General features: G+C 43.1%; 17 protein-coding genes and 1 pseudogene. 10 read left to right on the top strand and 8 right to left on the bottom strand.

The features are described 5' to 3' along the window. The first annotated feature begins 47 nt into the window (after window positions 1-47). The 4 genes and pseudogenes from yghU (at window position 48) to ACAM39_RS06700 (ending at window position 3,486) form a co-directional block, all read left to right on the top strand. Entirely contained in the window at window positions 48-839 is a 792-nt protein-coding gene (gene yghU, locus ACAM39_RS06685; protein ID WP_369627096.1) for a glutathione-dependent disulfide-bond oxidoreductase, read from the top strand. Between the two features lie 227 nt (window positions 840-1,066). After that, window positions 1,067-2,350: an aspartate kinase gene (locus tag ACAM39_RS06690; RefSeq protein ID WP_007115684.1), complete on the top strand. Its 1,284-nt coding sequence runs from the start codon at window positions 1,067-1,069 to the stop codon at window positions 2,348-2,350. A gap of 318 nt (window positions 2,351-2,668) precedes the next feature. After that, window positions 2,669-2,851, top strand: a pseudogene (gene csrA, locus ACAM39_RS06695) (carbon storage regulator CsrA); the annotation flags it as partial. 275 nt (window positions 2,852-3,126) lie between these two features. Continuing rightward, on the top strand, window positions 3,127-3,486 hold the full coding sequence (locus tag ACAM39_RS06700; protein WP_369627097.1) for a HopJ type III effector protein: 360 nt from the start codon (window positions 3,127-3,129) through the stop codon (window positions 3,484-3,486). 162 nt (window positions 3,487-3,648) lie between these two features. On the opposite strand, the gene tadA is transcribed toward ACAM39_RS06700, so the two are convergent. The 3 genes from tadA to ACAM39_RS06715 form a co-directional block, all read right to left on the bottom strand. After that, window positions 3,649-4,197: a tRNA adenosine(34) deaminase TadA gene (tadA, locus tag ACAM39_RS06705; protein ID WP_369627098.1), complete on the bottom strand. Its 549-nt coding sequence runs from the start codon at window positions 4,195-4,197 to the stop codon at window positions 3,649-3,651. Window positions 4,198-4,214: 17 nt separating this feature from the next. After that, on the bottom strand, window positions 4,215-4,931 hold the full coding sequence (gene ung, locus ACAM39_RS06710) for a uracil-DNA glycosylase (protein ID WP_369627099.1): 717 nt from the start codon (window positions 4,929-4,931) through the stop codon (window positions 4,215-4,217). 118 nt (window positions 4,932-5,049) lie between these two features. Then, window positions 5,050-5,538 carry a MaoC/PaaZ C-terminal domain-containing protein gene (locus ACAM39_RS06715; protein ID WP_369627100.1) on the bottom strand — a complete coding sequence of 163 codons (489 nt, stop codon included), beginning with the start codon at window positions 5,536-5,538 and terminating at the stop codon, window positions 5,050-5,052. 538 nt (window positions 5,539-6,076) lie between these two features. Here ACAM39_RS06715 and nrdA point away from each other — a divergent pair. Next, window positions 6,077-8,365, top strand: coding sequence for a class 1a ribonucleoside-diphosphate reductase subunit alpha (gene nrdA, locus ACAM39_RS06720; RefSeq protein WP_369627101.1), 2,289 nt, complete (start codon window positions 6,077-6,079; stop codon window positions 8,363-8,365). 197 nt (window positions 8,366-8,562) lie between these two features. Then, window positions 8,563-8,733, top strand: a complete 171-nt coding sequence (locus ACAM39_RS06725; RefSeq protein ID WP_369627102.1) for a hypothetical protein — start codon at window positions 8,563-8,565, stop codon at window positions 8,731-8,733. Here ACAM39_RS06725 and ACAM39_RS06730 read toward each other — a convergent pair. Next, window positions 8,730-10,493 carry a mechanosensitive ion channel family protein gene (locus tag ACAM39_RS06730; protein ID WP_369627103.1) on the bottom strand — a complete coding sequence of 588 codons (1,764 nt, stop codon included), beginning with the start codon at window positions 10,491-10,493 and terminating at the stop codon, window positions 8,730-8,732. The two genes, ACAM39_RS06725 and ACAM39_RS06730, sit on opposite strands and share 4 nt — an antisense overlap. 216 nt (window positions 10,494-10,709) lie before the next feature. Between ACAM39_RS06730 and ACAM39_RS06735 the strand changes: the two genes are divergently transcribed. Next, window positions 10,710-11,147, top strand: coding sequence for an HIT domain-containing protein (locus ACAM39_RS06735; protein ID WP_369627104.1), 438 nt, complete (start codon window positions 10,710-10,712; stop codon window positions 11,145-11,147). 38 nt (window positions 11,148-11,185) lie between these two features. After that, window positions 11,186-12,535 carry an adenylate/guanylate cyclase domain-containing protein gene (locus tag ACAM39_RS06740; RefSeq protein WP_369627105.1) on the top strand — a complete coding sequence of 450 codons (1,350 nt, stop codon included), beginning with the start codon at window positions 11,186-11,188 and terminating at the stop codon, window positions 12,533-12,535. Between the two features lie 144 nt (window positions 12,536-12,679). Here ACAM39_RS06740 and ACAM39_RS06745 read toward each other — a convergent pair whose 3' ends face one another. The 4 genes from ACAM39_RS06745 to recJ all read right to left on the bottom strand — a co-directional run bounded on the left by ACAM39_RS06745 (window position 12,680) and on the right by recJ (window position 19,601). Beyond that, window positions 12,680-14,917 carry an NADP-dependent isocitrate dehydrogenase gene (locus tag ACAM39_RS06745; protein WP_369627106.1) on the bottom strand — a complete coding sequence of 746 codons (2,238 nt, stop codon included), beginning with the start codon at window positions 14,915-14,917 and terminating at the stop codon, window positions 12,680-12,682. A gap of 382 nt (window positions 14,918-15,299) precedes the next feature. Further along, window positions 15,300-16,364 carry a TerD family protein gene (locus ACAM39_RS06750; RefSeq protein ID WP_369627107.1) on the bottom strand — a complete coding sequence of 355 codons (1,065 nt, stop codon included), beginning with the start codon at window positions 16,362-16,364 and terminating at the stop codon, window positions 15,300-15,302. A gap of 52 nt (window positions 16,365-16,416) precedes the next feature. Further along, window positions 16,417-17,517, bottom strand: a complete 1,101-nt coding sequence (locus tag ACAM39_RS06755; protein WP_369627108.1) for a helix-turn-helix transcriptional regulator — start codon at window positions 17,515-17,517, stop codon at window positions 16,417-16,419. Between the two features lie 305 nt (window positions 17,518-17,822). Further along, window positions 17,823-19,601: a single-stranded-DNA-specific exonuclease RecJ gene (gene recJ / locus ACAM39_RS06760; RefSeq protein ID WP_369627109.1), complete on the bottom strand. Its 1,779-nt coding sequence runs from the start codon at window positions 19,599-19,601 to the stop codon at window positions 17,823-17,825. A gap of 342 nt (window positions 19,602-19,943) precedes the next feature. Between recJ and ACAM39_RS06765 the strand changes: the two genes are divergently transcribed. Then, the gene (locus tag ACAM39_RS06765; RefSeq protein WP_369627110.1) at window positions 19,944-20,429 is read left to right on the top strand and encodes a hypothetical protein; all 486 of its coding nucleotides are present in this window, start codon (window positions 19,944-19,946) and stop codon (window positions 20,427-20,429) included. Window positions 20,430-20,689: 260 nt separating this feature from the next. Continuing rightward, window positions 20,690-22,519: a TonB-dependent receptor domain-containing protein gene (locus tag ACAM39_RS06770; protein WP_369627111.1), complete on the top strand. Its 1,830-nt coding sequence runs from the start codon at window positions 20,690-20,692 to the stop codon at window positions 22,517-22,519. The last annotated feature ends 35 nt before the right edge of the window (window positions 22,520-22,554 follow it).

A 22,554-nucleotide genomic window follows, 5' to 3' on the forward strand; every position in this document is an offset into this window, starting at 1 on the left:
AAACACACTTATAGCTTTAAAATACTCATAATCAATAAGGAAACATCATGGACAATCATTACCAGCCTCCCAAAATTTGGAAAAATGATAGCCAAAACGGTGGCAAATTTGCCAGTACCAATCGCCCCACTGCAGGGGCGACCCATGAGCAACACTTACCGATTGGTAACAACCCTTTGCAGCTTTACAGCCTTAACACCCCAAACGGCATCAAAATCAATATGTTACTTGAAGAATTGGCAGAGCTTGGTATTGAAGGCGCACAGTATGACGCCTACAAAATCGACATCATGAATGGCGACCAATTTGGCTCAGATTTTGTTGCTATCAATCCCAATTCTAAAATCCCTGCACTGGTGGATAACAGCGTTAATCCACCGATTAAACTGTTTGAATCAGGCGCTATTTTGCTATACCTTGCCGAAAAATTTGAGCAGTTTATCCCAGCAGACACCGCCAAACGTGCCGAATGTTTGTCATGGTTGTTTTGGCAAATGGGCGCTGCGCCGTATGTCGGTGGCGGCTTTGGGCATTTTTACGCGTATGCTCCCGAGAAGTTTGAATATGCCATCAATCGCTTTACCATGGAAACCAAACGCCAACTGGACTTACTCGACCAACATCTAGCGACTCACACGTTTATGGTAGGTAATGATTACAGTATCGCGGATATCGCGATTTGGGCATGGTATGGTCAGTTAGCACTGGGCAAATTGTATAACGCTGGCGAGTTTTTACAAGTGCAAAACTACACCCACCTACAACGCTGGGCAAAAAACCTGCATGACCGTCCTGCCGTGCAACGTGCTGTAACCCTACCGCTACAACCGATTGCCTAAACTGATAACTTTTGGTTCATGATACCCATCCAATTTTCAGCCAGTCATTTGGGGATTTTTGGCAATTTTGCCTTGCCCCAAAATTGGGAAATATGGTATAAAGTACCGTTTAATTTACGTTTCGTGACATTGTAAACAATCTGCTAAGTAATCCATCAGGACTTGGTATGGCAAGTCTTGGATAGCGATGGCAAACAACGTGCACGATATTATAGGGTGTATTGACAATGGCTTTAATCGTACAAAAATACGGTGGTACGTCGATGGGTAGTGTCGAACGTATCAAAAATGTGGCACAGCGCGTCAAACGTTGGCATGACAATGGTCATCAAGTGGTGGTTGTCGTCTCTGCCATGAGTGGCGAGACCAATCGCTTGATTGATTTGGCACGTCAAATCAGTAAAGAGCCGAACGCTCGTGAATACGACCAAATGGTGTCAACCGGTGAGCAAGTATCGATTTCTTTACTTGCTATGGCACTCAATGAAATCGGTGTGAGCGCCAAGTCAATGACGGGTGGACAAGTGGCGATTCGTACCGATGATAGTCATACTAAAGCCCGTATTCAACATATCGATGATAGTCAGCTTCGCGCCGCACTCGATGCTGGTATGGTCGTTGTGGTGGCGGGTTTCCAAGGGGTGGATGAAAAAGGTGACATCAACACCTTAGGTCGTGGCGGCTCGGACACCACCGGGGTTGCACTGGCTGCTGCCTTATCTGCCGATGAATGCCAAATCTATACCGATGTCGACGGCGTGTATACTACTGACCCACGGGTGACACCAAAAGCCAAAAAATTATCAAAAATTACCTTTGAAGAAATGCTAGAAATGGCAAGCCTTGGCTCAAAAGTGTTGCAAATTCGCTCGGTTGAATTTGCCGGAAAATACCAAGTACCACTGCGTGTTTTATCCAGTTTTGATGAAAACGCCGATGGTAAATTCGATGATGATTTTAAAAAGAATGTAGGTACATTAATTACCACCGATGAGGGAGACAGCATGGAACAACCAATTATTTCGGGCATCGCCTTTAACCGTGACGAAGCTAAAGTATCTATCTTAGCAGTGCCTGATCGTCCTGGTATTGCGTCATCGATTTTAAGCCCAATCAGTGCTGCCAATATCGAAATCGATATGATTATCCAAAACATCGCAGAAAACGGATTGACCGACTTTACCTTTACCGTTAACCGTGGCGATTTTGATAAAACCCTAGCGATTTTGGGTGACAATCTTGCTGAAATTGGCGGCAAAGAAATCGTGAGCAACAACAATGTGGTTAAAGTATCACTGGTGGGTGTTGGGATGCGTTCACATGCAGGCGTGGCAAGCAAAATGTTTGAAACACTGGCAGAAAACAACATCAATATCCAAATGATTTCTACCAGCGAAATCAAAATCTCGGTACTGATTCAAGAAGAACAACTGGAAAAAGCGGTTAAAGCATTACATACGGCTTTTGGTCTTGACCGTGAAGACGGTGAAAGCAAGGTTGCTGGATTATAATAAATTTGTAATTCTCCACAAAAACAAGGTTAATATCCGCGTTTTGCGGGTGTTAACCTTTTTTTTACTTCCGCATTTCGTTTATAATGGCATTTCGTTTATTGGGCACAAACGCAACTGACCCCTCAATGCCTATTTTGACTGTTGGCAAATAGCCGCCAAGCATGATGAGCTCGCTTAAATTATGCCCTTGCAGTCTGTCTTTAACGTATCATTGGGCAATGATACATGATAATATATTTGACGAATTTAGCTAATTTATCGTTGAATCATCATAGGACATTGATGGTACTTGTTGCGACATAAGGAGTGTGACGCATGTTAATTTTGACTCGCCGCGTTGGCGAAACGTTAATGATAGGTGACGAAGTGAGTGTCACCGTACTGGGTGTAAAAGGTAACCAAGTCAGACTGGGCGTCAATGCACCAAAAGACATTGCCGTACACCGTGAAGAGATTTATCAAAGAATTCTACATGAACGAACTGGGCATGAACGCATGGGTTATGATAATCACCCAGTTGATTTTGCCGCCCATGATAGAATAGGTCAAGACCGCAGTGGTTTTGGGGCAGCCAGTCTTGAGGCCTTTCCCCAAGAGCGCAGTAAACCCTCTCAACTGCGCAACAGCGATCAGCAAATGCGTCATTTAGAAAACCGTGTGGAAAACCGCGGTTTTGGTCAAACCAACAATAATTTTAACCCAGCGTTTGATCCGTTTGAGGACGATTATTTTAATCGTTAATGACGGTCGCTATTTTGACTTTTGGAGTAACTATGAGCGCTATTGATAAGCTAGAACTATCAAAACTATTAGCTAAATTAGAAAACAAATTGCTAGATTTTGCTTCCGTACTGGCTATTATCGATAGTTACTATGACTATCGCCCAACTAAGTTTGTCAATGGCGAAGTGCACAATGCGGCTGGCGAAAATGAAGGCAGTGCGAAAGTATTTGGCTTTGCGCTACTCAACCACCTGACCCAGCAAGATACGCTAAAACTGTTTGCTGAGCACTATGACAGTGTTAAAGCAGAGCCAAAAGGTACAAACCATGCCAATATCCGTAACTTTAGATTTTTTGGCTGGCAAGGCTTTCTGATGCAGCGTAACTGTTTAATACCAAAAGCGTCATAACATTATCGAGAGCGCTGAAGTCTTAAAATCTAACCGTTTTTCGCATCAATCAAGGCAGCCGGTGGGTTGCCTTTTTTTATCCAATGGCTTTTATTTTAAAGAATGGTTTTGATATTAAGGAAAGGTTTTGATATTAAAGAATAGGTTTGAGAGACTCATTGGTTATTGGTTTACCCTTAACTGCTCGCGCATTTGTTTTTTTTGCTCACGACGATGGCGAAAAAAATCCTGTAACAACGCGCGGCTTTGCTCTGCCATTACGCCTTGCTTTACTGTCAAAAAATGATTATAAAACGTCACTTGGCTAAAATCCTGTTGGCTGACAATCATGCCTGCTTTCGGCTCTGTCACTGCAAACACCAAGCGCGATACTCTGGCATGAATAATCGCTCCTAGACACATGGTGCAAGGCTCAAGCGTGACAAACAGTTCACAATCCGCTGGCAGACGGTAATTATCAAAATATTGACACGCTCGCCTTATTGCCACTATTTCGGCGTGGGCCGTAGCGTCATGGCTTAAAATCGGTTGATTGTAGCCTTTGGCGATGATGGTGCCTTGATGCACAATCACGGCACCCACTGGCACTTCCCCCAGCTGTCCGCCCTCGGCTGCCACGTCAAGCGCCGCTTGCATAAAGGCGTCATCGCTGTCACAAAAGTCGCTGTCACAAAAGCCGCTTTTATAATAGTCATGCTCACTAGCACCCATTTTTTATACCACCCAAACTACTGTGGCAACTGCCAATCTATCGGGCTTTTGCCGTGCGCTATCAGATAATCATTGGCTTTGGAAAAAGGACGCGTGCCGAAAAAACCACCCCGATTGGCGCCAAGCGGTGATGGATGCGTGCCTGTAATGATTAAATGCTTAGAGGTATCGATAAAACGGCCTTTTTTCTGCGCGTAACTCCCCCATAGGATAAAGACACAGTGCTCACAGTGCTGATTAACAGCCTCAATCACCGCATCAGTAAATATTTCCCAGCCAATACGCTGATGACTGCCTGCCTGCCCTGCTTCTACAGATAACATACTGTTAAGCAGCAACACCCCTTGGGTTGCCCAATGGGTCAAATCGCCATGTTTTGACGGGGCGATACCCAAATCGGCGGCGAGTTCTCGTAAAATATTTTGTAGACTCGGCGGTTTGGGGATGGCTTTGGGCACAGAAAAAGATAACCCCATCGCCTGTCCCGCGCCATGGTACGGGTCTTGACCCAAAATAACTACTTTAACCTGCGACAAAGGCGTCAAATTAAACGCATTGAACATTTGACTGCCCGAGGGATAAATCACTTTTTGCGCATGATATTGATCTCGCAAAAACTGGCGAATCTTATCCATATTGCTGCTGGTTAGCTCTGTCGCCAAGGCGTGCTTCCAATCGTCCGGCATTTTGACATTGGCTAAAATTTGTTGTTTTTCAGGCGTTAATGTTTTCATGGTTTATCTGCTATCAAAAAAGTATAAAAAAAGCCAAAGAATTTCTTGGCTTTATTGTAGCAAATAATTGTCATCAATAACTGCAACACTTTGATGCTGTCTATTTTATACTCACTAATTATTCTGTGAAGGTTTGACGCAGGGTAAAATCGTCTAATTTGACCGCTTCACGGCTGCTCTTTTCAGTGGGGGGAATCACTTGCGCTTCGCCTGTCACTACTGCTTTACCGTCTTGATTGGTCACTTGGCAATCTAACACCACCCATTTTTTGCTATCGTCTTTACTTTTCACGGTCAAGGTCGCGGTTAAGGTATCATCGATATGCACAGGACGACGAAACGACAAGCTTTGGTTCAAATAAATTGTCCCCAAGCCTGGAAATTTGGTGCCAATCAAGGCTGATAATAGACCGGCTGTCCACATACCATGCGCAATCACGCCTTTAAACTGGCTTTGCTCGGCATACTCATTATCGAGATGCGCAGGGTTGTAGTCATGGGTAACAAGCGCAAATGCTTTAACATCATCTGCGGTCACTTGGCGGGTCATGCTGGCAGTTTGCCCGATAGTTAATTCATCATAGGTAAAATTACTAAAAGTTGTCATTGTCCGTCCTTTTGTTTTTGTTGATTAACTTCATAAAAAACCACGATTGCAAAATCGTTTTGATGGTTTGACTATAAGTTTGACTATAGCATAAATTTTTCAAATTTTTATGACAATGACTACGTATTCATGAATCCATCTGATTTTAATAATTACAAATTTTTTATCTTTTTGCTTGACTTGATGAACTGCTAATAAAATCAAGCGTCTAGGATTTTTGCAAAAAAATAGGCAAAAAATTGAAAAAAATACAAGCTAGAATTACAAATTTTTTTACGCTATATTGTGCGAAATAACAAAATAACCCCTAGATATAGTAGTTTTTTGCAAAACCTTGCAATAATACGGCATTGACTTTGCAATGCTACATACGTGATGTGGCTTCGGCTCAAAAGCGGTATTTAAAAGCGGTCCACACACTCACTATACTTTCGGTTAGCTGTTTTACTTGGCATTTTTATCTCACCACCTCTCACTCAGCGCCTTTTTAATATATACAGATATGACGTTGATAAACAGGTAAAAAAAGGAACGTATTATGACTCGTACTGAAGATATCCTCGTGCAAAAACGCGACGGGCGTTTGGAAAAAATTGATTTGGATAAGATTCACCGAGTCATCGAGTGGGCAGCAGAAGGGCTTGATAATGTGTCTGTCTCACAAGTAGAAATCAGCTCACACATCCAGTTTTATGACAAAATCACCACCAAAAGCATCCATGAAACCATCATTAAATCAGCCGCGGATTTAATTTCTGCAGCAACGCCTGATTATCAATATTTGGCAGCGCGATTGGCAATTTTTCATTTACGCAAAATCGCGTTTGGTCAGTTTGAGCCGCCGCATTTGTTTGATCATGTCACCAAATTGACCCAAGAAGGTCGGTATGATGCGCATATTTTGCAAGACTTTAGCAAAGAAGAATTTGATATACTCAATGACTATATTGACCACAACCGTGATTTAAGCTTTGCGTATGCCGCCGTCAAACAAATGGAAGGCAAATATTTGGTGCAAGACCGCGTCAGCAAACAAGTCTTTGAAAGCCCACAATTTTTGTACATGCTCGTCGGCATGTGTCTGTTTGCCAGTTACGACAAACAATATGAAAAGGCTGCGCGATTAGATTATATCAAGCGCTTTTATGACGCCACGTCCACTTTCAAAATCTCACTGCCAACGCCAATCATGTCGGGCGTGCGTACCCCATCGCGTCAGTTTAGCTCATGTGTACTTATTGAATGTGATGATAGCTTAGACAGTATCAACGCCACCACCAGTGCCATCGTGCGGTATGTGTCACAGCGTGCCGGTATTGGTGTCAATGCGGGTCGTATTCGCGCATTAGGTAGTCCAATTCGTGGCGGTGAAGCACAGCACACCGGTTGTATTCCTTTTTACAAACTATTCCAAACTGCTGTCAAATGCTGCTCACAAGGCGGCGTGCGCGGGGGTGCAGCGACCTTGTTTTACCCGATTTGGCATCTAGAAGTGGAAAATCTGCTGGTACTCAAAAACAACCGCGGCGTGGAAGACAACCGTGTTCGCCACATGGATTATGGCGTGCAAATCAATAAAACCATCTATCAACGTTTGATTAAAAATCAAAACGTGACCCTGTTTTCACCATCGGATGTGCCAGGTTTGTACGATGCTTTCTTTGCCGATCAAGCCGAGTTTGAGCGTTTGTATCAGCAATATGAGCAAGATGCATCCATTCGCAAACGCAGTGTGCCCGCGCAAGAGTTGTTTAGCTTGATGATGCAAGAGCGTGCCAGCACGGGTCGTATCTATGTGCAAAACGTTGACCATTGCAACACCCACAGTCCGTTTGACCCAAGTGTGGCGCCAATTCGCCAATCCAACCTATGTATGGAAATCGCGCTACCGACCCAACCGCTTGACAACATCAATGATGAAAGCGGTGAAATCGCCCTTTGTACGCTGTCAGGCATTAACTTGGGTGAAATCAACCAATTAGAAGACATCAAAGAGCCCGCGGAACTGATCGTGCGTGCGCTAGATGCGTTGCTTGACTACCAAGACTATCCTGTCATCGCCGCTAAAAATGGCTCTATGAAACGCCGCACGCTGGGTATTGGTGTCATCAACTACGCCTATTATCTTGCCAAAAATGGTACCAAATATTCAGATCCTACGGCGCTCGGTTTAACCCATCGCACTTTTGAAGCCTTACAGTATTATCTGTTGGTGGCGTCCAATAAACTGGCTAAAGAGCAAGGGGCGTGTCCTGCATTTGGCGATACCACGTATTCACAAGGTATTTTACCGATTGATACGTATAAAGCAGACATTGATGCGATTTGTAATGAGCCGCTACAACTCGACTGGGAAGCGCTGCGTCATGATATCAAAACCCACGGTCTTCGCAACTCAACCTTGACCGCCTTGATGCCATCAGAAACCTCTAGCCAGATTGCTAACGCAACTAATGGCATTGAGCCACCCCGCGGTCTGGTATCTGTCAAAGCATCAAAAGACGGTATTTTAAAACAAGTAGTGCCTGAGATTGATAGGCTCAAAGATCAATATGAGCTATTATGGCAAATGCCAAATAACAAAGGTTACTTGAGTCTAGTGGCGATTATGCAAAAATTTATTGACCAAAGTATCTCAGCGAATACCAACTACGATCCAACCAAGTTTGAAGATAGCCGTGTCCCGATGAAGGTGATGATTCAAGACTTGTTGATGGCGTATAAATTGGGCGTTAAGACGCTGTATTATCATAATACCCGTGACGGTGCAAATGATGCCCAAGACGACCTTGAAAATGGCTGTGCTGGCGGTGCTTGTACTTTATAAGAGAGTATTTAGGGATAATACTGATGGATTATCCCTAGTTTTTTATTCAGTGATTTATCTTTTGTAAATACAAATAAAAATGGCATAACCCATTAAATTGATTACCTAAATCATTTTTAAGGTAACATCTAGGTTTTTATTATTAAAAGCCTAGAAATTTTCATTGCATGGATTTTTATTACATAGGATGTTTGAACTTGAAAAACCCGTTGATTGTTTATGCCATTTTACTGATGAACCTTACCTCGTGTGCTTCTTTGCCGCAAACATACGACAGTCCGATTCCTGTGTATGTTGACTTGGGTGATGCCATACCTGCCACCACCCTGCCCAATTCAAACTCAAAAGCCAAAACTATGAGTCACTAAGGCTTGGTATCAGACTTGTCCGATTGTGCCAGTTTTGCTGACGCCGCTACTTTATCTTTTACAGGTACAGTATTAGCAAAATTTGAATAGGTAATATCAATCGGTTTGCCCATCATCACACGGCTGGTCGGTAACGCATTTTTGAGACCCACTTCTTTCATCATTTCAGCGATTTTTAAAATCATATCGGTTTGTTTTTGATTAAAATCCATCGCGCCTTTCACATTAAGATAGCATCGTACTTCAACAAGATACGCGTCTTGCTGAGTGCCAGAGATACGCACTTGATTCCACACACTGTTGGTGTCCGGATGATTGGTGATATAAATTTGTGTTTGCTCCATAAATTCACGTAATTTATCGATATCGCTATCACGAGAGATATAGAACACTTGCGAAAAATGAAACATATCGCGCTGAGAGACATTTTCAATGCTCATCGATGAGAAATTACCATTGGGAATCGTCACCACTGTGCGATCGGTGGTACGCAGACGGGTGGAGCGGATACCGATGTCTTCAACCGTGCCTTCTTGCGTGCCAAAGCGGCAGTAGTCGCCCACATTTACAGGCTGGTCAGCAACGACCGATACACTGCCCACCAAGTTTTCAACTGTTTTTTGTGCACCCAAGGCCAACGCCACACCACCAATCCCCAATGCGGCAATACCTGTGGTTAAGTCGTAGCCTAGATTACCCAAAATCACAATGGTTGCAATCGCAATCAAAATCAATTTTACCACTTTTCGCAGCAGATTTAGGACAGATAGCCGCTCTGGATGATGGTTATTACTGGCATAGTTTTCTGCACGTTTAAAAATCAAATCTAAAATACGTAAAATCAACCATACCATGGATACCCAAGATAAAATATCGGCAAGGCTGGACGCCATATTACGCACAACCAAATTAATACCCACCAAAATCATGGCTTCTTTGATAATCAGCGCCGTCAGCACCATTGCGGCAGGTACAACCACGCGCCCATCAATCGGAAATTGCTTTTCTTTATCTGGGTGGGTCGCTAGATAAATCCGCGTGATAATCATATATAAGATTTGGCTAATCAATAGACAGGCGAGATAAGTCGCTATCATGAGCGCAATCACTGCCCCGATATGCCCAAGACTATAGCCTTTAATATCTTTCTCAATCCATTGTTTGGGAATGTACTTTTCTACCAGTGTCGGCTGGGTAACGAGTGATAACGAGGCAACTTCTTGCAAGGTTTGTTGTGAAATCAGCCAAATATGGGTGCCGTTAGATTGTTTGACACGCTGCATTAAGATATCGATACTCTTTTTGTCAGCGTCGGGATTGTTGATTTCCCCGACTTTATCGAGATTGGGCGCTAGTTTGTCATCGAGATTGCCGGTAGGGTCATTGCTAATTTGTAGCTGCTCGTTGATACGTCCGCCGCTATCGAGTGCCGATTTTAAAGATTCGAGCGTGTCACTGGGGTTTTTGGTAGAACTTAAATCCACATAACGGCTCGCGAGCATCCAATCACTTTTTGCCAAAGCTTCAATAAAGCCTTGCATGCTGCCGCGGGGGGTGTCACGCCCAAAGGTGTCTTGTGGGGTTGCCGTGCCACTGGCGCTACTGGCTGATTTGCTGCTATCAGCCGCCCATGCAGCGGTGGGTTTGACACTGGTGATAACCATGAATAAGGCAAACAATGCCATCATAAAACAACGGCGGTATAAAGATGTTGCATCAGCATGATGCTGACATTGATTAAGAGACTTTGACAACTGCATAAACTTCCCAAAATTTGTAAAACGCTCAGACATAATTAGGCTAATAGTTAGCCTAGATGATAACGGCCTTGCTTTATGCTTTAAGAAATCTTAAATTGCAATGCGCTTATTCTGAATAAAGTATTTCGTCTTGTAGGTATAACTGCTAAAATACGCGAATTATTTGATTTTATCAGTTTTAAATTCCAAAAACACTTTTAAATGCATTGAGTTATTATGTTTAATTTACATCCACAACTAGCAAAAGATACTTTTTTGGTGGGCGAATTTCCGTTATCTACTTGCCGCTTGATGAACGACTGTCAATTTCCTTGGTTGATTTTAATTCCGCGTGTACCCGGTATCAAAGAATTATACGAATTATCCGCCAGCGACCAAGCCCAGTTTTTACGTGAATCTAGCTGGCTATCAAGTCAGCTTGCCAAAACTTTTCAAGCCGACAAAATGAACATCGCCGCGCTTGGCAACCAAGTGCCGCAATTGCATTTTCATCATATCGTGCGCTACCAAAATGACATTGCTTGGCCCAATCCGGTATGGGGTAATCCAGCCATCCCTTATACGCCTGAATTTTTGAGCCATATGCAGCAGACACTGATGATGGCACTGCGGGGTCATCGTGATATGCCATTTGATTGGCAAATGAACGTCTAAAAAATTTTCACCACGAGGCACGAGGTAGACAAACTAAATTGCGTGAATCCATTCAAGGTCTTTCGACCAATCTAAAAAGTCCGAAATTCATTGAACTGGCGGCATTTTTTATTTTATTGCTTACCTTAACCTCTCTTGATGTACCGCCTATTTATCATACGCTCAGTATTTTGCTGTTGGTAGCAGGCATTATTGTCACTACTTTGAGTGTTATCCGGCCCCATCACTACATTACTTCGGCCAGTGTATTAACCCTGATGGCGTTGGCAACGGGTATGTTGCAGTTTAACTATATCCCAAGCCTTGCGTTATGGTTGTTGATTTTAATTCGCTTGATTTTTTCAGATACCAAATACACTGTTTCGTTGGTATTATTAACCGTAGCAGTGGGTCTACTTAGTCTGATATTCGCGCACTTTTTATTACCCGCCATTAGTTTGTCCGCCAAGCAAGAAGATATTTTAAATTTTGTCATCGTATTTACCGATATTTTGATTGTTGGTTATCATATCTGTTCTTTGGTGATTCGCTTACGCCAAAAAAATCAAATGCTTGCTCAGCAACAAGCACGGATTGATACCTTGGTCAATGTCACCAATAAATTAACCCGTTTTTTGCCGCCCCAAATTTGGCAACCCATTGTCAAAAATAACACCAAGGTTGAAGTCATTAATCAACGGCGCAAGCTAACTATTTTGTTTTCGGACATTGTTGGTTTTACTGATTTGTCGGATCATATTAGCCCCGACCATTTAGCCAATATTTTAAATACTTACCTTGACCGTATGACCCAAGTTAGCCAAAAATATGGTGCGACCCTCGATAAGTTTTTGGGGGATGGGTTATTGTGCTATTTTGGTGACGTGGGTGGTAATGACCGTGATAACGCGATTGCTTGTGCCAGTATGGCCATTGAGATGCGCCGTGAAATGGAAGTGCTGCGCCACCAATGGCGATTACTCGGTTTTGAAGGGCTGCATGTACGTATGGGTATCAATACAGGGTATTGTTATGTCGGTAATTTTGGCAGCCGCAATCGTATGACTTATACCGTGGTTGGAAAAGAAGCGAATTTTGCCTCTCGCCTTGAATCTGCCGCGCAAAAAAATCAAATTTTGATCAGTGAAAGTACGTTTAATTTAATTGGTCATGTCCATCATTGCCAAGCCGTGGGGCAATTTAAATTTAAAGGCTTTCAAGATGTCATGAATGTGTGGCAATTGCTTGAACCCAAAAGCGAATCCATGCAACAAACCGATTGGGTGGACTTTAATTTACCTGGGTTTAACTTGCATTTAAATTTTCATGATATTCGTAATTATGATAAAAATGATATTACTAACCAGCTAAAAGCTGCATTGGCGCTTGTTGAGGAAAAGCAAAAATAATGATGTTGACGGTTTTGGCTCATCTATATTCCTAGCTCAGCTATGTTTTTATTTCAGCTGTATTCTTAGCTTAGCTATGTTTAACTATTTCTAGACATTAAAAAAGCCGAAGCATTCAGCTTCGGCTTTTTTTATACTATTGAATTAGGCATCAAACGCAGCCAATGCTTGGTTAAATGTCGCACTTGGTCGCATCACCTGGCTTAGCTTTTGTTGGTCTGGTTTATAGTAACCGCCAATATCTGCGCCTTGACCTTGAACATCATTTAATTCAGCAACGATTTTGTCTTCGTTTTCTGACAACGCTTGAGCCAGTGGCGCAAACTTGGTTTTAAGCTCGCTATCTTCCTCTTGGTTTGCCAATTCTTCTGCCCAGTATTTAGCTAGATAATAATGGCTACCACGGTTGTCAAGCTCACCGGTACGGCGCGATGGTGATTTGTCGTTATCCAACAATTTACCTGTTGCCAAGTCTAGGGTTTTTGCCAGTAATTTTATCCGTGGGTTGTTTTCTTTAATCCCTAAGTCTTCTAAAGATACCGCAAGCGCCAGCATCTCGCCGAGTGAATCCCAGCGCAAGTGGTTTTCTTCAACCAACTGCTCGACATGTTTTGGGGCTGAACCACCTGCCCCTGTCTCATAAAGACCACCGCCTTTCATCAATGGGACGATTGATAGCATTTTGGCTGACGTGCCTAATTCTAAGATTGGGAACAAGTCAGTTAAGTAGTCACGCAAGATGTTACCTGTGACTGAGATGGTGTCCAAACCACGCGCCACACGCTCAAGGGTATAACGCATCGCACGAACTTGAGACATGATTTGGATATCTAGCCCTGTGGTATCATGCTCTTGTAAGTATTTTTTAACTTTCTTGATAAGCTCATTTTCATGTGGGCGGTATGGGTCAAGCCAGAAGATAGCTGGCATGCCTGAGTTACGTGCACGCGTCACTGCCAGTTTTACCCAATCACGAATTGGCGCATCTTTGACTTGACACATACGCCAAATATCGCCTTCTTCAACATTTTGTGACATCAATACTTCGCCTGTCTCAATGTCAGTGATATTGGCAACACCTGCCTCTGGGATTTCAAAAGTTTTGTCGTGAGAACCGTATTCTTCCGCTTTTTGTGCCATCAAACCTACGTTTGGTACGGTACCCATGGTCGCTGGGTCAAAGTTGCCATGCCATTTACAGAAGTTGATGACTTCTTGGTAAATACGGGCAAAGGTTGATTCCGGCATCACTGCTTTACAGTCGTAAGGCTTGCCATCGGCTGCCCACATTTTACCACCATTACGAATCATCGCTGGCATTGAGGCGTCTACAATGACATCATTTGGCGAATAGAAGTTATCAATTCCCTTCGCTGAGTCAACCATCGCCAGTGCGGGGCGATGTTCTTGACAGGCATGCAGGTCACGGACGATTTCTTCACGGATAGTAGTCGGTAAGGTTTCGATTTTTTCGTATAGTCCTGCCATACCGTTGTTAACATTAATACCTAACTCGTCAAAGGTTTTGTTCCATTTTTCGAAGGCATCTTTGTAATATACTCTCACGCAGTGACCAAATACGATAGGATGTGATACCTTCATCATCGTGGCTTTGACGTGTAAAGAGAACAGGATTTTACCTTCGCGGCAGTCTTCTAGCTCTTTTTCATAAAACTCGATTAAGGCTTTTTTGCTCATGAACATTGAGTCAATCACTTCACCGTCTTGTAGGGCAACTTCAGGTTTTAGCACCAAAGCTTTGCCACTTTGGGTGATGAGTTCCATTTTGACTTTACGCGCTTTATCAAGGGTCATTGATTTTTCGCCATGGTAGAAGTCCCCTTCTTCCATGTGAGAGACGTGGGTTTTTGACCATTGTTTCCATTCACCCATTGAATGCGAGTGTTTTTTGGCATAGTTTTTTACGGCAGCTGGGGCACGGCGATCTGAGTTACCTTCACGTAATACGGGATTTACCGCAGAACCTAAACATTTACCATAACGGGCTTTGAGGGCTTTTTCTTCGTCTGTGGTTGGGTTTTCTGGGTAATTGGGAATGTTATAGCCTTTGGCTTGTAACTCTTCAATACATTCTTGTAGCTGAGCCACTGAGGCACTGATATTAGGCAATTTGATGATATTGGTGTCTGGGTCTTGGGTCAACCGACCAAGCTCAGCAAGATTGTCGGTCACTTGTTGTTCTGGGGTCAGGTAGTCGGAGAACTCTGCCAATACACGCGCGGCAACGGAAATATCGGTTTTAGTGATGTCAACGCCAGCAGGTTTGGTAAATGTTTCAATGATAGGAAGTAGTGAATAAGTCGCCAGTAGCGGTGCTTCGTCAGTTAAGGTATAGATAATATTTGACTTTCCACTAGCCATAGAGAACCTCTTTTATATGAATGTTAATTGAGACACTAGATGATACATCTAGCAGCGTGAGAAATTTCACAGTGAGTATTACTAATTAGGGGATAAAATGTTATTGACCATTTTAAACGCAAAGTATACGGTTACCGCATTATGAGTCAATAATGTATCTAGGAATACCTATATTTAGGAGAAAAATAATGCAGATGCGCTGTATCCCTATCGATTAAGACAATCCCTTTTTTTGTCATAGTGTACCATAGTATCACAGTGGCGAATATATCCAATCATTGCCAGACGCTATGGCAACGTCGTCAAATGTATAAATTTTTGGCTCTCAAAATGCTTGGTTATTTTACCCATGAGAAACAATAAGCTTAGGCTACATGCCCAATCATCTGGCCGTACGTACCAATTTTTCACTCACTTCTTTTTCAATTAGCGCCATCTTGTTATTATCTAAAGGTTGATGCTCAGTGTTGTAGCGCCAGCTATCGGCAGAACGGGTCAGACTGGCAAACCATAAGGCCTTAGTATCAGTCGCCAGTTTGGCTAAAGCTAGTTCACTAATCACATTACCTTCATCATCACTGAGCTGACAAGACGCTTGTTTCGCTTTGCTAAGCGCATAGCCATGATAAGATGACACAATCATCACCACATGAAATACTTGCGGCGGCAGCTTACTTAAAAAAAGCACCATACTTTCTTGATTGAGGTTGGCATCATTGACCTTGGTGCCTTGGTCGTTGTCAGGGTCTTCTTTGCGGTCATCGATAGCGCTAAATGGTTTTTTGCCCAATAATTCATCGCCTTGATGGCGTACGGATTGCGCTTTATCACGGACATTTTTGAACCAAACGGTTTCGATTACCTCGCCATATCGGTTACAAAGCAAGCAGGATAAGTCTATATCTATCGCTTGCGTGCGTTTTTTAAATTTATTGTAAAGCCCTGCTTTTGGCATCTGCGTTTGCTGCCATTGCACGCTAAAATACCACTGCTTGAGTACCACATCCATATGCTCGATGGCTGTCCCTGTCGCCGTTTTATCATCTTCAAGCTGATCGTCTTGGGTGATTGCTAGCTGATGACTTTTTTGCAAAATCTTGTCATCAGTCATTGAGTTGATTTTTGGCGCCTTCTGTAGTGAATGGTGTAGCGGCAAGGTGCCTGACACTACCGTCTCATTGCTATTTTTATCGGTCAAATTGGGTGAGTTGACAGGCGCTAGTATTTCAACCGATGGTGCTGGCGTTGGGTCGGCAAACTGCGTCGAAATAATCTGGTAGGTCTCTGTGGTAGTGCTGGGCATCAGATTATCAGGCGATTTGACAGATGTGATAGGTGAATCGTCTGTCAAATCACTGTATAAAATTGTGGTTTTTGGCTTACTAGGCTGCTGCAAGCTGGTGTCGGTGGCAGTGGATTCAAGGGTGTTATTATCAGTATGTTTCATAAGATTCTCGAAAAATCGGACAAAGTAGTTAGTTTACTTGGGCGTTTGTTAGTTATTCGCTTATTGTTTGGACGGTGGGTTGTTGGTCGAACGCTTGTCGATTAGGCAGTTGCTGATTGGGCGTTTGGGTCTCAAAGACGGCGATTGATAAAATCTCAGGCTCGATTTTTCGCAGTCCTTTACCAAAGCCGCGTAGCCACCATACTAGCTGCGACGTCATGTTCACTGTGGCTGTGATATGCAATCCTTCGTCATCTTCCCAGCTTTGCTGGTCAGTTGATAATGGGCTTTCAAGCAAACTAGCCCCCGATAACGGATGAAACAATAAATGCACTTGCTGTATGGGGGGCTCGTGGTTGTTTTTTTCACTGTCAGGCATGAGTTTTTGGAACAACGGGTAATTAAACCCCATCGCGCCTGTGTTGATGTAATTGTCTAAATTAAAATCTTTTGGGGTTTGCGCGTCGCTTGCGCTGACTTCCGCACTTTCAAAACGGTGCAAAGCAAATTGGCGTACATCGTCAGAGGCTCTGTCAGTTCTCGAGGCAATCAAGTAAATCACCACACCACGCTGCACAATGGCTAGCGGATTTAAAGTGTATTTTTGCGCTTCCTCTCGCCCACGAGCTTTATAACAGGCGATGAGTTTTTTATTTTGAAACAACGCGTCATAGACGGCGTCTTTGGCGGCTGGATTGACCGATGGTGGGATGAGCGGTTGATTGGCTGACAGGATACGCACTCTATCAAGCCAAGTGTTTACTACTTTGCTTTCTTTGAGTTGTCTATTCGCTAGGTCAAACCACGGAATCAATTCATCTAAAATAGCGGGGGGTAATAGCTGGGTCAAATTATGGCGCATCATACTAAACGCCACCGCTTGCGACAAATTCATGTGCGGCAAGCTTTGCATCGGTGCATCTTCACGCCAGCGCCAACCTTGTGGATTGGTGTTATTTTTTTCAATCGGAAAACGCGTTGCCAAGGCGTTTAAATCTCGCTGAATGGTTCGCAAACTGATATCAAAACCCATCAAATCAAGCTGTTCTTTAATATGGGTTGTACCGAGCCAACGTTTGCGATCCAGCTGTGAGAGGATTTGCCATTGCCGAGCCGTCGTTGCGGTTGCATTGTTGGCAAGCGATTTACTCATGGCAATTCTCCATACGCAGGTAAAAGACAGATAGTTAAAAACAGCCAGTTAAAAGGCAAACGGTTAAATAATAACCAGTTAAAAGACAAACGATTAAATAATAAATACTAGCTAGCTAAGCGCCAAAGCTTTATTCAAAGTTTAAAAAATTAGCGCTAAACATTAACACCTTATACTTGCATAATTTAGCAAAAATTGGGGCGGTGTAGGTGATAAATTATATTAACATGTCATTTTATGTCGTTTATCATCTTTATTGGGTGTTATGGTTATCAGATTGTGTATGAATGAGTAAAAACGCTTGTCTAGATTAGCACACCCTTTTTTACCCTTAACTGCAATTTAGTTTGTCCATTAAATAAATTTTTCTCCAGCTCATAGAGTAAATGCACTTTTGACAAACTGCGATTGATGGCAGACAAAGCTATCGCGTCAAAATCAGCATTAAACCAAATCGCTTCAATAGTAAAAGGTACATCGGGATACGATAACCATAGTTTTAAATGCCGCTCTTTTAACACCCGATAATCTTGCACCACAAACACCCCATCAAATATCGGTGGCACAAAACCATGTCCCCAAATAGCCAACGTCTGCAAACTATCTACAAAATCGACCGTGAATTCACGGGCTGTCAATTCGCCATCGCTATATAACGTCTCTGCAAATACCTCATCAGCCACCGCTGCAATTACCTCATCGAACGCTTTACAAAACGGCTCAAAGTTTTTTCGTTTGATTGTCAGACCTGCCGCCATCGCATGCCCACCGAAGTGGCTAATAAGTTCGGGGTAGGTTTGCGCGACTGATTCAATGGCATCACGGATATGAATGCCTTCAATGGAGCGTGCTGAGCCTTTGATAGCATCGTCATCTTCAATCAACGCCGTATCAGCAGGGGCAAACACGATAGCAGGCACATGGTAGCTTTCTTTTAGCCTGCCTGCGACGATACCAATCACCCCTTGGTGCCACTCATCTTGATACAAAATAATACTGCGTTTGCGGTGGGTTGCTTGATTTACAGCGCTTTGCTCAGATGGATTCTCAAGCGTCGTTAATACACTATCGGCTTGTTGTCGCATGCCCTGCTCGACTTGGCGGCGCTCTTGATTGAGTTTATCGAGCTGATGCGCAAGCCGCTGTGCTTCTCCCCAATCATCGGTCAGTAAGCAGTCAATGCCAATCCGCATACTATCCATACGACCTGCGGCGTTGATGCGGGGTCCTAAAATAAAACCAAAATCTTGAGCCGTGATGTCTCCTGCCTGCCGACTCGCCTGCTCCAACAACGCCAAAATACCCACACAGCAACGACCTTGCTTGATGGCTTGGATACCTTGGTGCACCAAGATGCGATTATTTTGGTCTAATACGCCCACATCCGCCACCGTACCAAGTGCCACCAAATCAATATAGCGACTCACTTGGGTGGTGGATTTGTTGGCTTGGCGTCTGACCTTGGCAAGATTGCCTAGCACATAAAATGCCACCCCAACCCCTACCAATGATTTACTAGCAAAATCACAGCCCAGCTGATTGGGATTGACCACGGCGTCAGCGTTTGGTGTCGCCTGCGTCGTCAGGTGGTGATCGGTAATAATCACCGTTAGCCCTTTGGCTTTGGCAAGTTCGACCCCAGCATGGCTGGAGATACCATTATCAACCGTGACAATGACATCAGGATGATAGGTTTCAATACCTAGCGCAACAATTTCTGGCGTCAGTCCATAACCGTACTTAAAACGATCGGGCACCAAAAACTCAACCTGCGCGCCCATCTCACGGAGCACCCTTACCATTAAGGCAGTGCTGGTCGCGCCATCGCAGTCAAAGTCACCCACAATCAGTATTTTTTGCTGCGTATCAATCGCCTTGTCAAGCAGCGCCACTGCTTTGGTAATGCCAGTCAGCGAACTTGCAGGTAACATCTTATTAAAGGCGGTGTCTAAATTTGCCACATCTTGCACGCCTCGCCCAGCCAAAACGCGTGCTAATGTCATCGATGTCTGCGCCAACGGCTGTAAATCACGGGGAATCTCGTCAATCTTGGTCGCAATAAAACGGGGAGTCACAGTCAACATAAACTTATCATGGTTGTCAAATAAAATGGATAGAACAAACTAGCATAATGATAGTGAATAGGCAAAATTACAACAGCGAAACGGTGAAAAACACCCCATCAGCTTCCGTAGATATTTGTGAATTTTGCATATCGTAATAATGCCACTACAAACCATTAGCATTTTTTTGCAAAAAGATGCTTATTCATACGTTTACACTCAGTTATAATCAAACCAAAGAGTCATCACTTACCATTAATGAAATAGTATCAATGACCATTAATGAATAATCATCTCTTGTTGCAAGCGTTTTGCAATACTACCTTTACTATTGATAATTGAAATTTTTTAGAAGGAAAAATTATGTCAGCAGAAAATTTGACCAAAACCATCGACCCAAAACTTGATTTAGAAAAAATCAAACGCGAATGCGAGGCGATGATTAAAAGTAAAGCCAAAATGTCTGCCGTAGCAGCAGTTGTCCCAGTGCCGCTCCTAGACGTTGCGGTTGACGCAGGTCTATTATCAAAATTGCTACCTGAAATTTCTGCTAAATTTGGTTTAATTGAACCAGCCCAAGCAGCGGTAGATTTGAACAACGGCACGCAAATCAACCAACTAAAAGATAAAGCGGTGGATTTGGCAGGGCTAGTGGTGTCGCGCAGTATCGCCAAAAAAACTTTCCAAGGCTTTGGTAGCCGTATTATTGCCAAGCAAGTGACCAAATTTGTACCATTTGGCGGTCAATTAGTGGCAGGTACCATCGGCTATTTGATGTTTAAAAAAATTGCTGAAAATCACATCAATGAATGCTACCAAAAAGCTAAAAAATTACAGCAAGCCAGCTAACTGTTGATACGAAGGCTTGTATTAAAACCCCTTTAGTTACTAGAGGGGTTTTTTATTGAAAAATTCTCAAGCTTTAATGAGCAATGACCAACCAAAAGTAATAGCTTATGTAACGATATTTTTCTAAAATGTGTCTTTAAACTATTTTTTTAGGTCAAGTTATGCGTTATACCTGTCAGACATCACCACGTTTTATCAAAAAGCCATTTTTTAATATCCATCCAATAACGCAAAGCGTTTTGGTAATTATTGGTATGTCCATGACTGGTGTTAGCGCTCATGCAGCGACTAGCGAAGCTGCTAATGGCGAAGCTGAATCTACTTTGCCGAGCCTTACTTTTACCACTACAGCAACCAAAACGCCGACGCTTGTCAAGAATACCATCGCCCAAACCACTGTGATTGATGAAGAACAATTGCAACGTTATCGCGGTCAAAGCGTGATAGATGTATTGCGTAGTCAAGCAGGGGTGCATATTACCCAAAATGGCGCGGACGGCAGTGCGAGTAATTTTTATCTTAGAGGCTATGAAGGCAAGCAAGTCTTAGTGCTTATTGATGGGGTTCGCTATAGCTCGATGACCATTGGTACGCCTGCATTATATCTTATTCCAGCCGACCAAATCGACCGTATTGAGATATTGTATGGCGCCTCAGGTGCTAGTCTATATGGCGCTGATGCGATGGGCGGCGTGATTCAAATCTTTACCAAAGGTCAAAATGCTCAGCAGTCTAATGTTGCCTTGACAATTGGCGGCGGTACACAAAACAGCTATAGAGCGCAAATCACGGGACAATATGTCAACGATACTTCTACCTTAAGCTTATCTACAGGCTATGAAAAAACCGATGGTATCAATGCCACGCGACCCGATGTCGGATCTAATTATTTTGCAGATAAAGATGGTTTTGAGTCAAAAAGTGCAAGCTTTGTCGCTAAACACAAAATAAATGACGCAGTCGATGTGGGTGTCAATGGCTTAGTTTCAAAATCTACCAGTGATTTTGATAGTGGTGCTACCCTAATCAATACTTACTCCGATCAAAAAAACGGCGCAGCATCAGCCTATATTAACTTCAATCAAGATAAACTCTCTGCCAATCTCAAATATGGTCAAAGTTTTGATAAAACAACAACTTACGACTCGACATCACCTCAAGGCAATACCTTTGATACCACACAAATACAGCTCAATTTTCAATTGGGCTATAAGTTACCCGTGGGACAATTGATTGCAGGCTTAGAGCATCTTAAGCAAGAAGCCGATGTTAATGCTGATTACGGTGGCGGCTATAATGCGATTTATGATTTAGACCGAACTGTCAAAAGCCTTTTTACTAGCTACCTAGTTACCCAAAATAATTTTGATTTTCAAGCAGGCGTGCGACAAGATGATCACTCTGAGTACGACAAGCATACCTCTTATAATATTGGCGGCGCTTATCGTATCAACCCAACAACCCGTTTAGGTCTAGCTTATTCAACAGGTTTTAAAGCGCCGACTGTCCAAGACATATACTATGGCAGTGGCAAAGTACCTTTCCAAACGAACAAAAACTGGGAAGCCTTTATTGAAAATAGCGGCAAGAATCGCACTACACGTTTAACAGGTTATCAGTCGGACATTGAAAATAAAACCATTTGGGCTGACGGAAAAACCCAAGTGATTCCCAATGCCTCGATTGATGGTATCAATCTAAGTTCTGATTGGAAATCAAACGCGCTGTTATTTGGTTTTGACTATGACTATCAAAAAGCCAAGAATGAGACGACTAATCAAACCTTGTATTATCACCCAAAAAATAAAGCCACAGTGTATGTCGGATATCAGCAACCTAAATACGATTTGCGTGCTGAAGTGTCTTATACTGACGAATCCATCTCACCTGATTACCGTACCTATCCAGAAACCAGACAAACCTTGGATGATTATGCTCTGCTGAATATTTTAGCCAATTATTATCTCAGCCCGAACTTGACGATTAATACGCGAATCAATAATTTAACAGACACCTCTTATCAAACCGTTTATGGTTATAACGCTAAAGGTACCAATGCGTTTGCCTCACTAACCTATCAATGGTTCTAATGTTTATAGCTACCATACACCAAAGGGCATAGATT

Source organism: Moraxella sp. K02, from assembly GCF_041154755.1.
In the GTDB taxonomy this organism is placed as follows: domain Bacteria; phylum Pseudomonadota; class Gammaproteobacteria; order Pseudomonadales; family Moraxellaceae; genus Faucicola.